Origin of the sequence: Tolypothrix tenuis PCC 7101, assembly GCF_963874875.1 — a bacterium.
GTDB classification, from domain to species: domain Bacteria; phylum Cyanobacteriota; class Cyanobacteriia; order Cyanobacteriales; family Nostocaceae; genus Aulosira; species Aulosira tenue.
In genome coordinates this window covers 37,112-54,712 of sequence record NZ_CAWNJS010000001.1, presented here as the reverse complement: position 1 = coordinate 54,712, position 17,601 = coordinate 37,112, and the positions used below count along the sequence as shown (strand labels likewise).

Below are 17,601 nucleotides of genomic sequence, written 5' to 3'. Positions count from 1 at the left end.
ATGGTTTTGGCATCAAAGCTCATGTTATAAGAAAATTTTCCAGGTAATAGGCGCAAAACTCTGTTTTTAGCGTTTGTCGAGTCTTTACGGTCAAAAAATTATTAAATCATGTAACAGAAAGCCAATTTTCAGTGTTTTTGTATCTACCTTATTAAAAATGCTATTTATTTAGCATGACAAAGCTTTACATAATTAAAGTAATATGATTTCTAGAGCAGAAAGAGTTGCCAAGATTATTGAGCAGAGATCGGCTTATCTTCCAAAAAAAATCGCCACAGTTGAAAAAGAGCTTCAGGCAAGAGCATCTGCTTTATATAATCTGGAAAATCATCGAGAAGCGTTACTTCAAAACAATGTCAATCTCCAAATTTGGGAGCCAATAAAGGCAATAAATTTTGCGGATATTCAACAGCGCATTAGCTCTGAACTGCTGGTATTATCTAAACTCAGGACTCGCTTTTCCCGAAATAGTTTGAATATTGGCGTGATGGGGTTGATGGGACAAGGGAAGAGTACCTTACTCAAGAGTTTAAGTGGACTGAGCGATCGCGAAATTCCAGCATATGAAGGTGCAGCTTGTACTGCTGTTCGTAGTGTGGTTTGCAATCAGGAAGGTGCTATTGAAGTTAAAGTTGTTCTTCATTCAGAAAAAACTTTTTTAGAAGAAGTCATTCTTCCTTACTACAAATCCCTGAAACTCCAGCCGGAACCACGTACATTGGATGAATTTGCACAAACATCTTTACCAGATCAAATGCCGACTGGAGCAACCGATGAAGCAGTTTATAAGCACCTGCGATCTGATTATTTCCAAAACCTAGAAAAATATCGGCATCTGATTGTTCCGGAAATAGAACCTCAGCAGAAAGTTGTACCTGTAGAGGAAGTAGCTGAATATGTCAGACAAGAACGCAATACCCAAGGAGAATTAATTACCTTTAAACACCTGGCTGTGCGTGAGGTTAATATATTTTGCCATTTTAAAAATCCTGATGTTGGGAAAATTGCTCTAGTTGATATTCCAGGTTTGGGAGACTCTAAACTCGGCGATGAAACAGTTATGTTAGAAACTCTGGGTACAGCAGTGGATGTTGTCCTGTTTATAACTCGCCCAGACCCCCAACGCTACCAATGGCGTAAGGTTGACACAGATATTTACGATATCGCTGCTCAAGAGTTGAATAACCTTGCAGGCAGAGCATTTATGGTGATTAACCACAGTCAAAGAACGCAAAACATGAATGCCTGTCAAGCTCTTAAAGATACTTTGCAATTGAAAGTAGTCAGTTGTGAAATTGCTGATTGCTCCAACCCTGATGATGCTAATCAAGTTTTTAATCGTATCCTGAATTACTTAGCAGATCATATTTTAGAAATTGATGAAGAATATGCTCGGCAAAGTCAAGAACGTATACTGAAAATTCAGCAAGATATCAATTTAATTATCCAGTCTGCCCGAAAAGTTTTTAGCGGTACTGACAGCAATTTATCTAGAGTTATTGATGATAAGTATGACGAGTTATTCGGGACTGATAGATATGGATGGTGGCGAGAAATTACCATTGCTTTCCAAGAGTTAAGACTTGAATTTGCTAAACGCTGTCAATTACCATCTCATAGCCTAGAATCCAGTATTGAGAAAGTATACAAAGATTGTAAAGAAAATGCTGGAATTTTAACGGCTAATAAACCAGAAGAAGACATTGAGGTGCAGATTATAGGTAGCAACCCCATGAAAGCTTACGGTGATTACCGCGATTTATTGCGTACTCTACTTTCCGATCGCTTTAGTAATTTAGATGAGGGACTAAAAGAAACAACTGAAGAAGTAAAAGCACGAATAGCAGAAATTTTAATTACATTAGGAAGATTAGATATATTTTCTCAGTCTTTAGCAGGTGCAGAATTTATCAAGGCTTTTAGAGAATTGCTAGAACAAGAACATTCAGATTTAAAAAGACTCCAGCTAGGGTTACAAATTATTGATAGTTTTGAACTTTCCTACAGTAGCTTAATCGAACCGCAAATTTATCAACATTTGGTTGCACTGAGCAATATTCAACTGCCTAATGACGAATCTCAAGAGACAACTTTAAAAGTCGGGCCGGCTACAAAAGCTGATTTAATTTTGAACGCTCTACAAATTGACTACGATCGCACAGTTGCCAAAATTAAGGCAGCTTTAGAAGAGCTAACTTATCAGCCAAGCATTGCTGCTTATGCACGGATTGAGAAGTTTATTGACAATATAATCTACCATGAAGAAGCTCAAAAAGACTGGAAAAAGTTTCTCCGGCGAGTGAGAGCTAAAGTCTGGGCTGAGGAAATTGGTAAGCTTGAGCAAGAACAACAAATTCAACAAGACTGGTTGAATATTGTTAAGGGATTAGAAGAGGCTAATCTGGTAGAAACCGTACAATTTCTGACTTAATTTTTTAAGCTAATAAGAGATTAATAGCAACTTCTTGAGCATCGACTAAAATTGATTTTTCAGCCGGGATTTATTTCATGAATAGCTTGCAAGAATTAAATATTATTATGGTTGCGCCTCGAGGAGTTGGCAAAACCAGTTTGTTAGCTGCCATCCACGAAGAATTTGATAAAACCTTTGAAAGTGCAGGGTTAACAACGTGGACAAGCGATAGTAGAACATTAGATGCGATCGTAGAATGTAAACGTATGCTACGAAATATGGACTATCGGTTACAAAAGCGCGTTGTCCAAACTTCAGCCTTACTCGATCCCTGGGAAGACGAAGGATTTGTATTTGAAGTCGGAAGTGGAGGCAAAAAGTTCATGAAAGTTCGCTTTACCGATCCTTCTGGAGAGTATTTCAAACCAGCTGCTAGCTTAGATCAAAAAGAGTATATCAAGCAACAGTTAAATCAATGTGATGCAGTGATTATTCCCATTGATGCAACTGCTTTAATGGAAAAGAAAATAGGCAGAACAAAGAGTACAGAAATTAGCCCTTGGCATGAACAAAAAAACGATCCGGCTCGGATTACTAAACTATTAAAAGATGCCTATGAAAGTTTAACAAAACCCAGATTAGTTGTCTTAGCACCATTAAAGTGCGAAAGTTACATGAAAACTGATAAAGATGCCAACGATTTGCTGGATCACATTAAAATTGGCTATCGAGAATTACTAGAGTTCGTCAAAGAAGACGAGCAGTATCACAAAGTTGCAGTAGTTGTAACACCTGTGCAAACCATTGGACATATTACTTTCTCCCATGCTGAAACTATTGATGGTTACACTCAATTCTTTTACAATAAAGTACCACTAGATGCACCTTATGCGCCTAAAGATGGAGACCAACCACTGCGTTATGTATTGCGGTTTTTATTGAATGTTTATAATGAAAGCCGCAAGTTAGAATTGGAAACAGCTAGAAAAAATATTGAGCAACTGGAAAAAGAAGTTGGTGTTAAAGCCGATCAACTAAATAGCGCTAGACGCAGACTGCATCTAGCAGAGCAACGTGTTAATCAGCGTAATCAACTTTGGCTACCCATCAGGCTGATTGCCAACATTTTTGATGACGTTCATACAAGTTATAGTGGCGCTAATAATAGTTATACAGAAAAAGAATCTGATTTAAAAGATACAGAAAATCAAAAGTTTGCGGTTCAAGGGCAGGTAGATGCCACAGCAGCCCAGATCCAAGCTTTTAACACAGCTATTTCTAAATTTGCAATTGATTGTAAACAAGACCGTGGTTTTGCAATTTTGCAAGGTAGAGCCAAATGGTTACCAGTTCCTAAATAAGCGGATGAGGCTTCTATGAGTAATAGTCAGGTAGAAATTTACGTTAGAAGTTCTCCATTAGGTGAAGAAGTGGGAATTCATTGGCGTAATATAAGCAAAGCCGAAAAACCTAACGAAGAGCCAGTTGTGCTAAAGCAAAGAGTTGTTGCTAGAGATGACGGTAAATTGGTAACAATTAATGCTCTAATCACTGATACTAAACCGTCTCTAATTTTGGCTCGATATGAGAATAAAGTACTTCTAGAACTTACAGGTCTTGATGCGGCAGAACATAGGTTGAAAAGAGTGAACCGGAGAATTTCTGAAATCGTTTTGTGGGTTGGCGATGAAACGCCAGAAGTAGAGATTCAACTGAGAAAACTAGCTGCTTGTGCATTGCTGAGTTTTTGGCAAAAAGATTCAACTTTTCTCACCACAATTCGCAGTGCAATTGACTTTGATGGACTGAATAGTTTTAAAGTTAATGCCCAACAAATTGAGCAATTATACACTGACGCTGGCACAAATTTAAATCGCCTCCTATCAGAAGTCGCTGCAAATAATATTAATACTTCTGAATCAATTTGGTTAACTCCAAAAACAATTGATATTGAGAGCCAATTGTACGATCTGGTAAACCAAATTAGTCAAACCTCATTACCTAATACTGAGCAACCTGTAGTTGTTGTCGCTGAGTTCAAAAAAGAAGAAATAGGCGATCGCCAATGGATTATTTACAAGGGTAATGTCTGGCAAGAAAAAAAAACACCAGTATCGACTCCAGATCCAGTACCCCCGCTACCACCACCCCTACCCCCACTACCCCCACCACCCCCACCATCTCTCACCAGTCTGATAGTGATCGTCAGGATTATTCTGATCCTGATACTGATAGCTATTTTGGTACTAGCTCAACCGCAAAAAGCATTAACCCCAGTCATCACACCAATCCCCAGCCCAACTCCAACCACAATACCCAACAAGAAGCCAGCTATCAACAAAACCAGCCCTCAGAGTTCTATTCACCCCCAGAATTCTGGGTCTCCATCGCCGAACGCTTAACGGGTAATATTTCCACTGATGTGCGTCACGCAATCCAGCACTTGCTTCCAAAAGATATTGATAAACTTTCTTTTTTAATTCAGGCTTGGATACGAATTGACACAAATCAAACCTCAAAACTTACAACTCAAATATTGAACGAAGTAGAGAAGTATCTTAAGCATGGTTCAGAATCTTTCAAAAAAGAACTTGTGGAACTCAAGTTGCCCAATGGGACTAAATTTAAGATTAATGAAGATATAAATGATATTAAAAGGAACCGAAAAAAAGAACTTATAGCACTGGCTTACTTTTTACAAGGCGAGTTATCAACAGAAGAAGAGTTTGAGTATATAAGAAAGGTTTTGCGTTCTTATTTAAGAACAATTCAGCAATTCCGCAGTCCGCCACCGCCTCAGTAATAAAGGTAGAATCAATGAACGTGAAATAATGAAAAGGTTCCTGATTCACCCTTTAATTTGGGAGGTTTTCAACTGTTTTCTTTATAATTTCAAGTGCAAGCATTATTATTGATTGTAAAGAGGCGAGAAAGGAAACTAAGACTTAAGCAGAGTGCAACAGTCATAGCTTACAAGTAGGAAAATTAACTATGGAAACTACGACTAGAAAACAACAGTTACTCAAAATTATCTACGCAAAACTAGAACAAGCTTATGAAGATACTTTAGAAGATGTTATAGAACTACTAGATATTCGTCAAAAAGAAGATAAAGAAGATATTCAAGCTTTTGAAGAGGCAAAAAATGAACCCCGAATACCTTGGGAAGAAGTAAAACGGGAAATAGGGTTGTGACTTATCAAGTAGAATTTACGAGGAAGGCATCTAAACAACTAGCAAAATTACCAGAAAACGTACAACAAAGAATCAAAATTAAAGTTGAAGAGATAGCTGAAAATCCCCGCCCTAGTGGAGTTGTCAAGCTTGAAAATAGCAATAACAGATATCGTATTCGTGTTGGTGATTACCGGGTATTGTATGAAATTATAGATGATTTATTAATAGTTACGGTTGTAAAAATAGGGCATCGTAGAGAAGTTTATCAGGATGAATAATACCAATTGGAAAAAAGAATGCGACAGATTGTACGGGCACTGGCACTGCCATGCCCGCTAGAATATTTTGATGTGTCGCAAAGATTATTTGAATTGGTATAAGACATCCCCCTAGTCCCTACTTCCTAAAAAATTAAGGGTGGACAAATAGCCCACCCCCAAAAGTTGAAATATTGAGTAAAATTTTAGACCAAGCCGCCAGCTGCTTGAAACCGAGCGCGGGCGCGTTTGAAGGCTTGGGTTGCTTGAATTTGAGCTTGGCGATCGCCTGCTGTTACCTGATTCAGCTTGGTTTGTGCTTGATTATAAGCAGTCCGGGCTTCTTCTAGGTCAATAGCGTTGCCACGTTCAGCACCATTTACCAGAATGGTGACTTCATTTTCTTCAATTTCGGCAAAGCCACCCAAAAGGGCGATCGCTTGCCAATCTTGATTTTTGTTAGCACGTACACGCATTACGCCTGTATCTAGGGCGGTCAACAGCGGTGCGTGTCCACTCAAGATACCTAGCTGACCAGTGGTGCTGGGTAGAATTACTTCTTCAGCTTCGGCATCCCACACAGTTTTATCTGGGGAAATTACACGAACGGTTAATGTCATTTGTCTGTTGTCCTTTGTCTTCTGTCTTGCGTAATTTGCCATTAGTCACTAGGACTGACGCTAATGACTAATGACCAATGACCAATGACTAACCTTTGAGCTTTTGGCCTTTGGCGATCGCTTCGTTAATGTCGCCCACCAAGTAGAAGGCTTGTTCTGGCAGATCGTCCAATTCGCCAGAAAGAATCTTCTGGAATCCTTTGATGGTATCTTCCAACTTCACATACTTACCAGGAGAACCAGTAAATACTTCTGCTACGAAGAATGGCTGAGATAAGAAGCGCTCAACCTTCCGAGCGCGTGCTACAGTCAGACGGTCTTCTTCAGACAATTCATCCAAACCGAGAATGGCGATGATGTCTTGCAGTTCTTTATAGCGCTGCAATGTTGCTTGTACCGCACGGGCAGTGCTGTAATGTTCATCACCAACGATTTCTGGCTGAAGCATAGTGGAAGTAGAGCCTAAGGGGTCTACTGCTGGATAAATGCCCTTAGAAGCCAAACCACGAGACAGTACGGTTGTTCCGTCCAAGTGAGCGAAGGTGGTTGCAGGTGCGGGGTCAGTTAAGTCGTCCGCAGGTACGTATACAGCTTGAATAGAGGTAATAGAACCTTCTGTAGTTGAGGTAATCCGCTCTTGTAATGCACCAACGTCAGTACCCAGAGTAGGCTGATATCCTACCGCAGAAGGCATCCGTCCCAACAGCGCAGATACTTCAGAACCTGCTTGTACGAACCGGAAGATGTTGTCAACAAACAGCAATACGTCTTGTTTGTTAACGTCGCGGAAATATTCGGCCATTGTCAAGCCAGACAGACCTACCCGCATTCTTGCTCCAGGTGGTTCGTTCATCTGACCGTAAACTAGAGCAATTTTTGATTCGTTGAGGTTATCTTTGTTGATTACCCCAGATTCAATCATTTCATTGTAGAGGTCATTACCTTCGCGAGTGCGCTCACCCACGCCAGCGAAAACGGATACGCCACCGTGCTGAGTAGCGATGTTGTTGATCAACTCCATCATGATCACGGTCTTACCAACACCCGCACCGCCAAATAGACCAATCTTACCGCCACGTCGGTAAGGAGTTAGTAGATCGACAACTTTAATTCCGGTCTCAAACACTGAAGGTTTGGTTTCCAGATCGGTGAATTTGGGAGCCTCGCGGTGGATAGGCAATGTTGCCTCAGGATTTACAGGCCCCTGATTATCTACAGGATCGCCAAGGACGTTGAAAATTCGACCCAAGGTGGCTTTACCAACTGGCACGCGAATGGGAGCGCCAGTATCTACCACTTCCAAACCACGCACTAAGCCATCGGTGGTGCTCATAGCAACAGCCCGCACCTGGTTGTCGCCTAGCAGTTGCTGTACTTCGACGGTCAGGCTGATTGCCTGACCCGCTTCGTTGCTGCCGTTGATGGTCAAGGCGTTGTAGATTTGCGGCAATTTCCCGCCGGGAAATTTAACGTCTACAACAGGACCAATGATTTGGGTAATGTAACCGATGTTTGTTTTTTCTGCGGTGGTGACCATGCTGAGCCTAATGATTGAAGCTATATTTCAGATAGGGTCGTAGACGACATAATATGAAGTAATGTCACTTTTCAGATTAACACTGAACGACCCCCTTATCCGCCATAAATTGATTGTTAAGACTTGGAGTTGGGAATTGGGGATCGGGCATTGGGCATGGGGCATTGGGCATTGGGCATTGGAGGATAAACTAATTTTGACCTTTGACCCTTGAGTACAGACGCGATTAATCGCGTCTTTATGAGTTTTGACCTTGGTAATAAATTCCGTTTTCAAATTTTGTGAATATCCCTAAGATAAATATAGGTAAGGAAAACTGCTGTCAGTTCGCCCGCTTCAACTTCATACCTCCACCGAGTAATTGCTTATGAATTTCTCGTCAGCACGACAATATTTTTACCAGGAGATTCAGCAGCCTGACGAGCATATCGACCTGGTAAAGGCAGCTTTATATATTGCCCAGGAAGAATATCCTCAGCTTGACTTAGAAGAATACTTCAATGCCTTTGAGACAATGGCATTGGAGTTGCGAGAGCGCTTACCCGATTCACCATATCCCCTGCGGATCATTCAAAGTATTAATCAATATCTCTACAATGATTTAGGATTTGGGGGCAATAAAGCAGACTACTACGATCCGCGTAATAGCTTTTTAAATGATGTGATTGAGCGACGGCTAGGGATACCGATCACCTTGGCATTGGTTTACATGGAAGTATCCCGCCGAATTGATTTCCCTATGCTGGGTGTAGGAATGCCTGGACATTTCCTCATCCGCCCCAATATTGCAGAGATGGAGGTTTTTGTCGATGCATTCAATGATGGGGAAATTTTATTTGCCCAAGATTGCCAGGAAAGATTGTCTCAGATGTTCCAGCAACCTGTGGAACTCAAGCCAGAATATTTAGCAACAGTTAGCCATCGGCAGTTATTGGCCCGGATACTCACAAATCTCAAATTTATTTACCTCAAACAGCAAGACTTAGAAAAAAGCCTGGCTGCAGTTGAGCGCATTTTACTATTGTTTCCTGGTGTGAGTTTAGAATTACGCGATCGCGGTTTAATTTACTATCAACTCGGTTACTACCCCCAAGCAGCTGACGATTTGCAAACTTATCTAGAAAAAGTTCCTGATGCCGAAGATTCCGGAGCCATTCGCCGCTTACTTGCCGAGTTGGGTAGATAAGAAACTTCCAATTCAAAAAATAATCAATCGCTTTAGCAAGTATAGGCTACGGCCAAGACGCGATTAATTGCGTCTCAACAAGCAGGGGAGAAATCAAAATCTGATCTCTTGTAAATTGGATAATTTATTTTCTGGCAGTCCCTGACTCAGCACTTAGCAGTTTCAAAGAGGAACAGATTCTCAGCTATAAAATTCTTCGCTGTTCCTTTTTAAACAGAGACCATGTCTAAATTGTCCTATAGATTTGTCTGTTTTTATACTATATAGGAAAATTTTATCTCATGGGTATTTGTCGGCTTTAATTATTTATATTTGAAATCTTCAATGAGATAAACCTTGATTGCTTGAAGTTTCAATAACAATCTATTTATCAAGAGTTTTATCTTCAGATAAAAGCCCAAAATCCCGATTAAATCTCTTATATTGCTAGAGAAATTGGATTTTTAAATAATTGTTAAAGTTTTATTAACGAAAGTAAATATTAATTTAATATTAAGTTTATAAGATTAGAAAAACAGAGATTTAATATAAAAGATTCACTAAATGTAAATTTCTATAATAGTTAATTTCCGGTACAACTATGCAATTTGCAGAGAATCATATAATATTTGATTATTCACAAATACATAGTGTTTACAGTATATTTTTTAATGTGATTCACTATGCAGAGGGAAATTCAAAATGTCTAAATTTGATATGATAGTCACTATTTAAGTGTTGTTTTATCTGTCATATTTAGTCCAACTCTCTTTTAATTAATATCCCATTAATTCACGGGGATGTTTTTCATGTTTATTAATATCTATCGACCTAACTTTAGAGATATTTAGCTAAATATCTCTAAAGTCAAGAAATTATGACTTACTACTAAAAATATTGGTAATTACAAAAATCAAAATGTTACAGCAAATTTAAGTACGTAAAATATCAACATAAAAATAAATTAAAATACTTAGAAAGAAAAATCATGCTGATTGGTTATATATTAAATCAGGTTATTGATTATGCAAATTACCAGGGTATTACTACAAGCTAAAAATGCGCCATCTACCATAAAAGAAACTACTATGCTTGTCTTGATGGTTGGTTTATGTATCTACTTAGGAGTCAGAATAATTGCCTTATATAGGGCAAATTATCGTTCATCAAAAGTTGAAAATCAACGAAAAACTTCCTCCAGAAAAGTTTTCAGAGCCAATACTCCAGAAATCTTATTCACTAAGGAGGAAAACCCTAATTTATTCCTAATAAATAACCAATCTCCAGCAGCCGAAAGTGATGAAGCTAATCAATTGAGCCAGTCTGTCAAAGAATTGGCTTCTAATTGTGGCACTTTTTATTTAGAAGCTCTTGCTGCTATTGAACAGTCGTTACTGAATTTCGATAACCGACTCAGATGTTATACAGAAATTCTGCAAACTCTGGGAAAAGTTTGTCAGGTTAGTCGTGTATACATATTTGAAAATTATGTTAATGATGATGACTTAATCATGCATCTGCAAGCTACATGGTGCGCTGAAGGTATCACATCCAAAAATGAAAAGCATTCTTGGCACAAACTATCTTATACAAAATTCTGCCCACGCTGGTTAAAGTTATTAGCGCGAGGTGATATCGTTGCTGAGACAATCACAGATTTGAACAAAACAGAAATTCAGGCTTTAGGCCTAGAGGATGTTTTGACAATATTGATTTTACCAATCATCGCCAAAGGTAATTTTGTCGGTTTTATTGGATTTGATAACTGCAAAGAAGCACAAATTTGGGAAGCCAAAGAAACAGCATTTTTGCAAGCGGTAGCAGGTGTACTTTCTCTAGTACATGATCGCTTATTAGCAGATAATGCTCTCAAGACAGTAATTTTAGAAACCCAAGATTCTGCTTATCAGTTAGAAAATGTAGTACAAGAACGCACAGCAGAGTTGCACAGAGAAATTGCGGAGCGCAAGCGGATACAAACAGAACTAGAAAAATCACTGTCTTTGCAATGGGCGACCTTAGAATCTACTGCCGACGGCATCTTAGTAATAGATAATCAAGGTAAGATTGCAGGCTTTAATCAAAAGTTTCTGCAAATGTGGCGCATTCCGGAGTCATTAATCACCTCCGGAAATTATAAAGAAGTGCTGAGATTGGCGATGAAACAGCTAGAAGCGCCAGAACAGTATTTTGCTACGATTAGAGAATTATACTTTAATCCAGATACACAGCTTTATGATGCGATCGCCTTTAAAGACGGCAGAGTTTTAGAGCGTTATTCCCAACCCCAGAGGATTAACGGCAAAATAGTCGGTAGAGTCTGGAGTTTTCGCGACATTACAGCCCATAAATTAGCAGAAGCCACAATCCGTCATCAAGCTTTACACGACCTGTTAACCGATTTACCTAACCGCGTACTATTTAATGAGCGACTTTCAGAAGCTTTAGCACAATCGCAGAAACACAATACCAAACTAGCAGTGTGTTTTTTAGACTTAGACCGCTTCAAAGTGATCAACGATACATTAAGTCATGCCATTGGCGATCAATTACTGCAAATTGTGGCTCAACGTCTGATCGAATGTCTGCGGGAGATTGACACCATAGCGCGGTGGGGAGGCGATGAATTCACGCTAATTTTGCCAGAAATTAACGATAATCAAGAAGTTACCCAGATTGTAGAAAGCATCTTAGCAGCTTTTAAACCAGTATTTGAAATCGAAAATTACCAATTACATATCAGCGTCAGTATTGGTATTGCCCTTTATCCGATGCATGGACAAGATGCCGAAACTTTAATTAAACACGCTGATGTGGCACTATATCGCGTCAAGTCTCAAGGACGAAATCATTATCAGTTCTATAATTCAGCCATTAATTCTGGTTCTTCAGAATTGCTAACTTTAGAAAATAGCTTGCACTCTGCCTTAGAACGCCAAGAATTTGAAGTTTACTATCAACCACAGGTCAATATTACCACGGGTGAAATTACCAAAATAGAAGCATTACTACGTTGGCGACACTTAGAATTAGGCTTAATTCCACCCCAAAAGTTTATTCCCCTGGCTGAAGAAACTGGATTAATTATTCCAATTGGAGAATGGGTGTTAAGAACTGCTTGCGCTCAAAATAAAGCTTGGCAAGATGCACTTAATTTGCCCTCGCTTTCAGTAGCTGTGAATCTTTCTGCGCGCCAATTTCAGCAACCAAACTTAGTAAATATGGTGCAGCAGATATTGTCAGAAACGCAATTAAACCATAAATGTTTAGAGCTAGAAATTACCGAAAGTATTGCTATGAAAAATGTTGAGTTCACTAAAAGAATTTTAAGTGAATTACACGCTTTAGGTGTTTCTATTTCTATGGACGATTTTGGTACAGGATATTGTTCTCTCAGTTATCTGAAAAATTTTCCGATCCATTGCTTAAAAATTGATAGGTCTTTCGTGAGAGATTTATCTGATGATAATCATGATGCTGCCATCACAACTGCAATTATTGCTTTAGCACATGGATTAAAGCTTGCAGTTGTTGCCGAAGGCGTAGAAACTGAAGAACAGCGGAATTTTTTACGACTGCTAGATTGCGAACTCATGCAAGGCTATCTCTTTAGTCGCCCTTTATCGGCAGAAGACACAACGAGATTACTAAAAAAAACTAAATCCCGTCGGATGAATCCTTCATTTTTAGTAGCTTAAATTAATTTATCATTGGTAATTGGTCATTTGGAGTTAGATTTTTCCCTTCATTCCACCTTTGATATTGACCGTTCCAATTTGAGATTTTAAATTTTGGATTTTGGATTATTTATTCAGTAAAAGTACAGCCGTGGTTAGAACAAATCTCAAATCTCCAAGCTGTATCTGCTTGTGGGTACAGTCAATCTAAAATCTAAAATTGATTGACTCTTAAAAATACTCTACCCTAGCATCTAAACCATAAGAGCGTAACAGTTTAGATAAATTTTCTGCTTCTGTTCTATTCCCAAATCTACCTGCATTCACATAATCTCCTAAACCAGATTTTTCGACAACTGGATTAGCTATATATTGTCGTACTTTGTTGAGAGTATCGGCATTATGAATTGGAACCACAACTACATAGCGATTTTGATTGTTATTAGCATTAGTATTCACAGGAGAGGTATTTAAACCTAATGCTTGCCAGGTTTGTGCATCTACATTGCCAGTTGGAGCAATACCAGAATGCTGCTGGAATGCATACACATAAGACCTAGTATTTTCACCATAATAACCATCAGGATTTGTATTAAAAAATCCTAATTGCAATAAACGCTGTTGCACAGCTTTCACATTATCGCCACTATCGCCAACTGTGAGATAATTTCTAGTCTGTGGAGGAGCTTGAGGAACTTGAGGAGCTTGATAAGCTTGTCTATTTTGCAAAACGCCACGTACTGCTTGCAAGGCTTGTGTATCAGCTACACCATCAATAGCTAATTGGTAATCTCGCTGGAATCGCAGTAGTGCATCTCTAGTTAAAGGGCCAAAATTACCTGTAGGATTAGCTTGCAAGTATCCTAACTGCCGTAAACCTTCTTGTAGTTCTCGAATTTGTTGCGGCGCAAGACTAGTTGTGTTGGGTATAACTGGATTAGAAGGACTAATAGTAGGAGCTAAAAGTCGGTTCCAAGTTTGTCGATTTGTAATTCCATCAGCAGGTAACCCAGCATAGCGCTGAAAAGCAATCACCGCATCTTTGGTAACAGGGCCAAACTTACCTGTCGGAGTAGCTTTAAAATAACCCAGTTGTTGTAACCTCTGTTGTAACCTAGTTACTGCCGGGCCTTGGCTACCTTCCAACAAAATAGGATATTCCCCTCCGGCGCTGGGGATATTTGAGGGTGCTTGGGAAATTTTGGTAGAGTTGCGCCCACCTTGCTGAGAGCGAGTTAAGGCTTGTTGAGTTTGCGGGCCAAAATAGCCTGTGATTGGCCCTTGGAAATAGCCTTGGCGTTGCAAACGTTGTTGTAGCTTCACAACTTCTGGGCCTCTGCTACCTAGTCGCAGATTACCACTGGTAGTATTACTAGTATTAGTGGCGATTCTACCTCGACAGGCTTGTTGGAGCGATCGCGCAGTGCTATCACCTACAACTCCATCAGCAGGTAGTTTATTCGCCTGCTGGAATGCAATCACTGCTTGCTGAGTTATAGAACCAAACTTACCGCTAACTGGGCCACGAAAGAAACCTAACTTTTGCAAGCACTGCTGTATGTTTGTAACTTCAGCGCCATTACTTCCTACTTTCTGTACTGCTAAAGTTTGCCCAGCGATACTGAGAAGTGACAAGGTTAATGCTACAGATAGAAAACGCATCGCCAAGGTGCTAGAAAGCTTTGTCCAATTCCAGATTCTCAAATTAGCTGGGACAGGAACAATTTCTAGGGTTGCGGATGCTTCGTAGACTGTGGAGCTATGTAGATCACCAATGACTTCCATAAAATCGAGGGTTTGGTATTGGGTATTGGGTATTGAGGACTGGGGATTGGGGATTGGTAATTGGTAATTGGTAATTGGTAATTGGTAATAGAAACACCAAACGCCAAATGCCATTTTTAAGTCAGTCCATTACTTGTGTTTGGGGATTACCTAGAATGAAAATTTTGCTTCTCTAGCCCCTTGTCCCTAGCCTATGCGCCCCTCTTCCCGAGTCCATGAGGAATTTTTGCTACCAGTATACTATAGGATAACGAAGACTAGAAAATAAATTAATACATCATCAAAAAAAGAGACCTGGCAAGAAAAACTTAGCCAGGTTCATCAATGGAATCACTCTATTAATTTTAATTGCGATAAATTAATTTCATTTACGATGTAGATATTTAGCAGCCTACTTTGCGTATCTACTGGTCTTGTTGTGGCTTTTCTGGCTGTTGTACTTCTTCGTTACCTTCTAATTTTTCAGTATTACCTGCTTTCACCCAGCCTTCTTGATTGGTATCTTCCTGGCGAATTTTTTGCCACAATTTATCGTCACTTTCCTCTAAAATTATCACTTTTTGATTAAAACCAACCCCACCCACACGTTCAGCATCTTGTTTTGGTTCGGCTCGCAAACTCAAGCCTTGGTTCCAAGTAACTTTTCCTTGGTAAGCTCCTGGTGGTAATGGTTTGGGTGATTCTTCTGCTTTGGGTGTTTCTGTAGTTGTAGGAGTTGGAGTTGGAGTTGGAGTTGCTTTTGGTTGAGATTCAGTTTTGGTAGCTGCTGCTTCGGTTGCTTTGGGAGATTGGGTTCGCTGTGAAGGATGATCGTTGGCAAAAATTGGTTTGGTAGGTGGTATAGCGGTTCTATTCATGAAATAGAGTGCAGTAGCAACACCAGTACCTATTAAAATAGCGATCGCCAATAGAAACCCAAGTATAAATTTAAGTAAGTTAGAAAACATATTTTATAACCTCATTACCAATCGTCAATTGTCCAGAGTCAAGGGTCAACGGTCAAGTGTGAATGAATCTAGACTCTGGACAATGCAAATTTTAGATTTTAGATTGCCAATTTTAGACTTTTGGGCGACCCTGCACACCAGTAACTTATATACCCCGTCAAGTTAGGGCGAAACAAATCCGGAGATCTAAAATTTACAATCCTTGAGCCAAGTACTAAATGTTGTCGGGGTCAATCTACAATCTGTCTTGGAAAGTTTGCTCAACGGGGGGAACCCCCGCACGCAACTTTCCGCAAAATCTAAAATCGATTGACTCAACTATTATTGCAGCTGGCGTTAGCGTAGCTTACCGAAGGTATCGCTTAAAGGTGTTTGTTTTGATGCTAATCGCGCTCGTCCAGCCGCCGCCCATTCTTGTAGTTGCTGAATTTGTTCTACGGCCGTTCGTGCCAGGGGTATGATCTGACTGGCAGCTTCTAGAATATCGTCGTTGGTAAAGTCGCGATTTTGGCTAAATCCAATATGCATCGCTTCAATTAAAGTTTGCTCAATCTCTGCTCCAGAAAAATCGGGTGTTTCATATGCTAGCCTATCGATGTCATAACTTTTCAAGTTATGGGGGCGCAGTCGGGATAAATGGACATTAAAAATTGCTTTTCTCTCTTCTTGGGTTGGTAACCCGACAAAGAAAATTTCATCAAATCGCCCTTTCCGCAACATTTCTGGTGGTAAGGCTTGGATATCGTTAGCGGTGGAGACGACAAATACAGGTGAGGTTTTTTCTGCTAACCAGGTAATAAATGTTCCAAATACCCGGCTAGTGGTTCCTGCGTCGCCTTTACTACCCAGTCCAGAGAAGGCTTTATCTATTTCATCAATCCACAGCACACAAGGCGCTAAAGCTTCAGCTACTTGGATCATTTGGCGCGTGCGGGATTCTGATTCCCCTACCAAACCACCAAATAACCGCCCAACATCTAAGCGTAATAAAGGTAAATGCCAATGATGAGCGATCGCTTTTGCTGTTAAAGATTTCCCTGTACCTTGAATTCCCACCAACATTAAACCACGGGGATGTGGTAATCCGTACTGTCGCGCTCGTTCGGTAAATGAACCACCCCGCCGTAATAACCAATCTTTGAGGTTATCCAAGCCGCCAATGTCAGAAATTTGCTCGGTGGCGGGGTAAAAATCCAAAATTTGGGTTTGGCGGATAGTTTGCCGCTTTTCTTCCAAAACCAAATCCACGTCTTCTGGTTGCAATTCCCCGTGAGTGGCGATCGCTTTTGCCAAAACCCGGCGAATCCTTTCCATTGATAGCCCTTGGCAAGAACGCACTAAGTCATCTATGACTTTACTAGGAAGAGAGTTACCAGTCACTTGTAGCAACCGTTCCACCTCTTTTTGAATTTCGGCGGCGGCTGGTAATGGAAATTCCATAACTGTCAGAACTTCGCTTAAGTCGTCCGGAATCGCAATCCGAGGGGATAGTATGACAATATTTTTCGGTTGCGATTTTAGCAGTCTCGCCAGGTTGCGAAGTTTGCGCGCGATCGCTACATCTTCTAAAAAGCGATGATAATCCCGCAGAATCATTACCCCTGGTGCTGCAGCTGGTAACTTTTCGATAAATTCCAAAGCTTGCAGTGGGTTGCGTCGCCCAAAACCCTCATCATTGGGGTTTCCCTGGTAGCCATCCACAAAATCCCAAGTATATACAGGGCGATTACCTTGGTTGGCTGCTTCTTCTCGAATTGCAGCTTCTACCCGTTCCTCTTCGTATGTAGGAATATAAATCAAAGGATAGCGGGCGCGCAGCAGCAGTTTAAACTCTTCACGAAAGCTCATAAGTAGCTGTTAGTGTTACTAGTTCTTAATCCCATTGTTAAAGGTTGTATGGTCTCTCACAACTAAAAACTAAAAACAACAACAGCTAGAAACTTAGCAAATATTCTGCTGCAATGCGTAATAGCTTATTTTTGCTAGTTAAAATATCTTTAGTGAGCGCCCAAGCGCTCAAAAT

The 17,601-nt window shown here is 40.1% G+C and carries 13 protein-coding genes; 8 read left to right on the top strand and 5 right to left on the bottom strand.

Annotated features, from left to right (window positions below; all coding sequences use genetic code 11):
* Positions 1-202: 202 nt before the first annotated feature.
* The 6 genes from AACU25_RS00210 to AACU25_RS00185 all read left to right on the top strand — a co-directional run bounded on the left by AACU25_RS00210 (position 203) and on the right by AACU25_RS00185 (position 5,868).
* The gene (locus tag AACU25_RS00210) at positions 203-2,431 is read left to right on the top strand and encodes a dynamin family protein (RefSeq protein ID WP_096573368.1); all 2,229 of its coding nucleotides are present in this window, start codon (positions 203-205) and stop codon (positions 2,429-2,431) included.
* Between the two features lie 77 nt (positions 2,432-2,508).
* On the top strand, positions 2,509-3,774 hold the full coding sequence (locus AACU25_RS00205) for a TRAFAC clade GTPase domain-containing protein (RefSeq protein WP_096573367.1): 1,266 nt from the start codon (positions 2,509-2,511) through the stop codon (positions 3,772-3,774).
* A 15-nt stretch (positions 3,775-3,789) separates the two neighbouring features.
* Positions 3,790-4,815: a hypothetical protein gene (locus AACU25_RS00200; protein ID WP_096573366.1), complete on the top strand. Its 1,026-nt coding sequence runs from the start codon at positions 3,790-3,792 to the stop codon at positions 4,813-4,815.
* A 41-nt stretch (positions 4,816-4,856) separates the two neighbouring features.
* Positions 4,857-5,216, top strand: coding sequence for a hypothetical protein (locus AACU25_RS00195; RefSeq protein WP_096573365.1), 360 nt, complete (start codon positions 4,857-4,859; stop codon positions 5,214-5,216).
* A 188-nt stretch (positions 5,217-5,404) separates the two neighbouring features.
* Positions 5,405-5,608, top strand: a complete 204-nt coding sequence (locus AACU25_RS00190) for a hypothetical protein (protein ID WP_096573364.1) — start codon at positions 5,405-5,407, stop codon at positions 5,606-5,608.
* Entirely contained in the window at positions 5,605-5,868 is a 264-nt protein-coding gene (locus AACU25_RS00185; RefSeq protein ID WP_096573363.1) for a type II toxin-antitoxin system RelE family toxin, read from the top strand. Before AACU25_RS00190 ends, AACU25_RS00185 begins: the two co-directional genes overlap by 4 nt.
* A 185-nt stretch (positions 5,869-6,053) precedes the next feature.
* Here the strand turns inward: AACU25_RS00185 and atpC are convergent, their stop codons facing one another.
* Both atpC and atpD read right to left on the bottom strand, forming a co-directional pair.
* Positions 6,054-6,467 carry an ATP synthase F1 subunit epsilon gene (atpC, locus tag AACU25_RS00180; RefSeq protein WP_096573362.1) on the bottom strand — a complete coding sequence of 138 codons (414 nt, stop codon included), beginning with the start codon at positions 6,465-6,467 and terminating at the stop codon, positions 6,054-6,056.
* An 88-nt stretch (positions 6,468-6,555) separates the two neighbouring features.
* Positions 6,556-8,004, bottom strand: coding sequence for a F0F1 ATP synthase subunit beta (gene atpD, locus AACU25_RS00175; protein WP_096573361.1), 1,449 nt, complete (start codon positions 8,002-8,004; stop codon positions 6,556-6,558).
* Positions 8,005-8,371: 367 nt separating this feature from the next.
* Here atpD and AACU25_RS00170 point away from each other — a divergent pair, with 367 nt between their 5' ends.
* Together AACU25_RS00170 and AACU25_RS00165 are read left to right on the top strand one after the other, a co-directional pair.
* Positions 8,372-9,190, top strand: coding sequence for a SirB1 family protein (locus AACU25_RS00170; RefSeq protein WP_096573360.1), 819 nt, complete (start codon positions 8,372-8,374; stop codon positions 9,188-9,190).
* Between the two features lie 1,004 nt (positions 9,191-10,194).
* The gene (locus AACU25_RS00165; RefSeq protein WP_321206833.1) at positions 10,195-12,867 is read left to right on the top strand and encodes a bifunctional diguanylate cyclase/phosphodiesterase; all 2,673 of its coding nucleotides are present in this window, start codon (positions 10,195-10,197) and stop codon (positions 12,865-12,867) included.
* 210 nt (positions 12,868-13,077) lie between these two features.
* Here the strand turns inward: AACU25_RS00165 and AACU25_RS00160 are convergent, their stop codons facing one another.
* The 3 genes from AACU25_RS00160 to AACU25_RS00150 all read right to left on the bottom strand — a co-directional run bounded on the left by AACU25_RS00160 (position 13,078) and on the right by AACU25_RS00150 (position 17,426).
* On the bottom strand, positions 13,078-14,745 hold the full coding sequence (locus AACU25_RS00160) for a peptidoglycan-binding domain-containing protein (protein ID WP_321206832.1): 1,668 nt from the start codon (positions 14,743-14,745) through the stop codon (positions 13,078-13,080).
* A gap of 290 nt (positions 14,746-15,035) precedes the next feature.
* Positions 15,036-15,578 carry an SH3 domain-containing protein gene (locus tag AACU25_RS00155; protein WP_096573359.1) on the bottom strand — a complete coding sequence of 181 codons (543 nt, stop codon included), beginning with the start codon at positions 15,576-15,578 and terminating at the stop codon, positions 15,036-15,038.
* Between the two features lie 336 nt (positions 15,579-15,914).
* On the bottom strand, positions 15,915-17,426 hold the full coding sequence (locus tag AACU25_RS00150) for an AAA family ATPase (protein WP_096573358.1): 1,512 nt from the start codon (positions 17,424-17,426) through the stop codon (positions 15,915-15,917).
* Positions 17,427-17,601 lie beyond the last annotated feature (175 nt).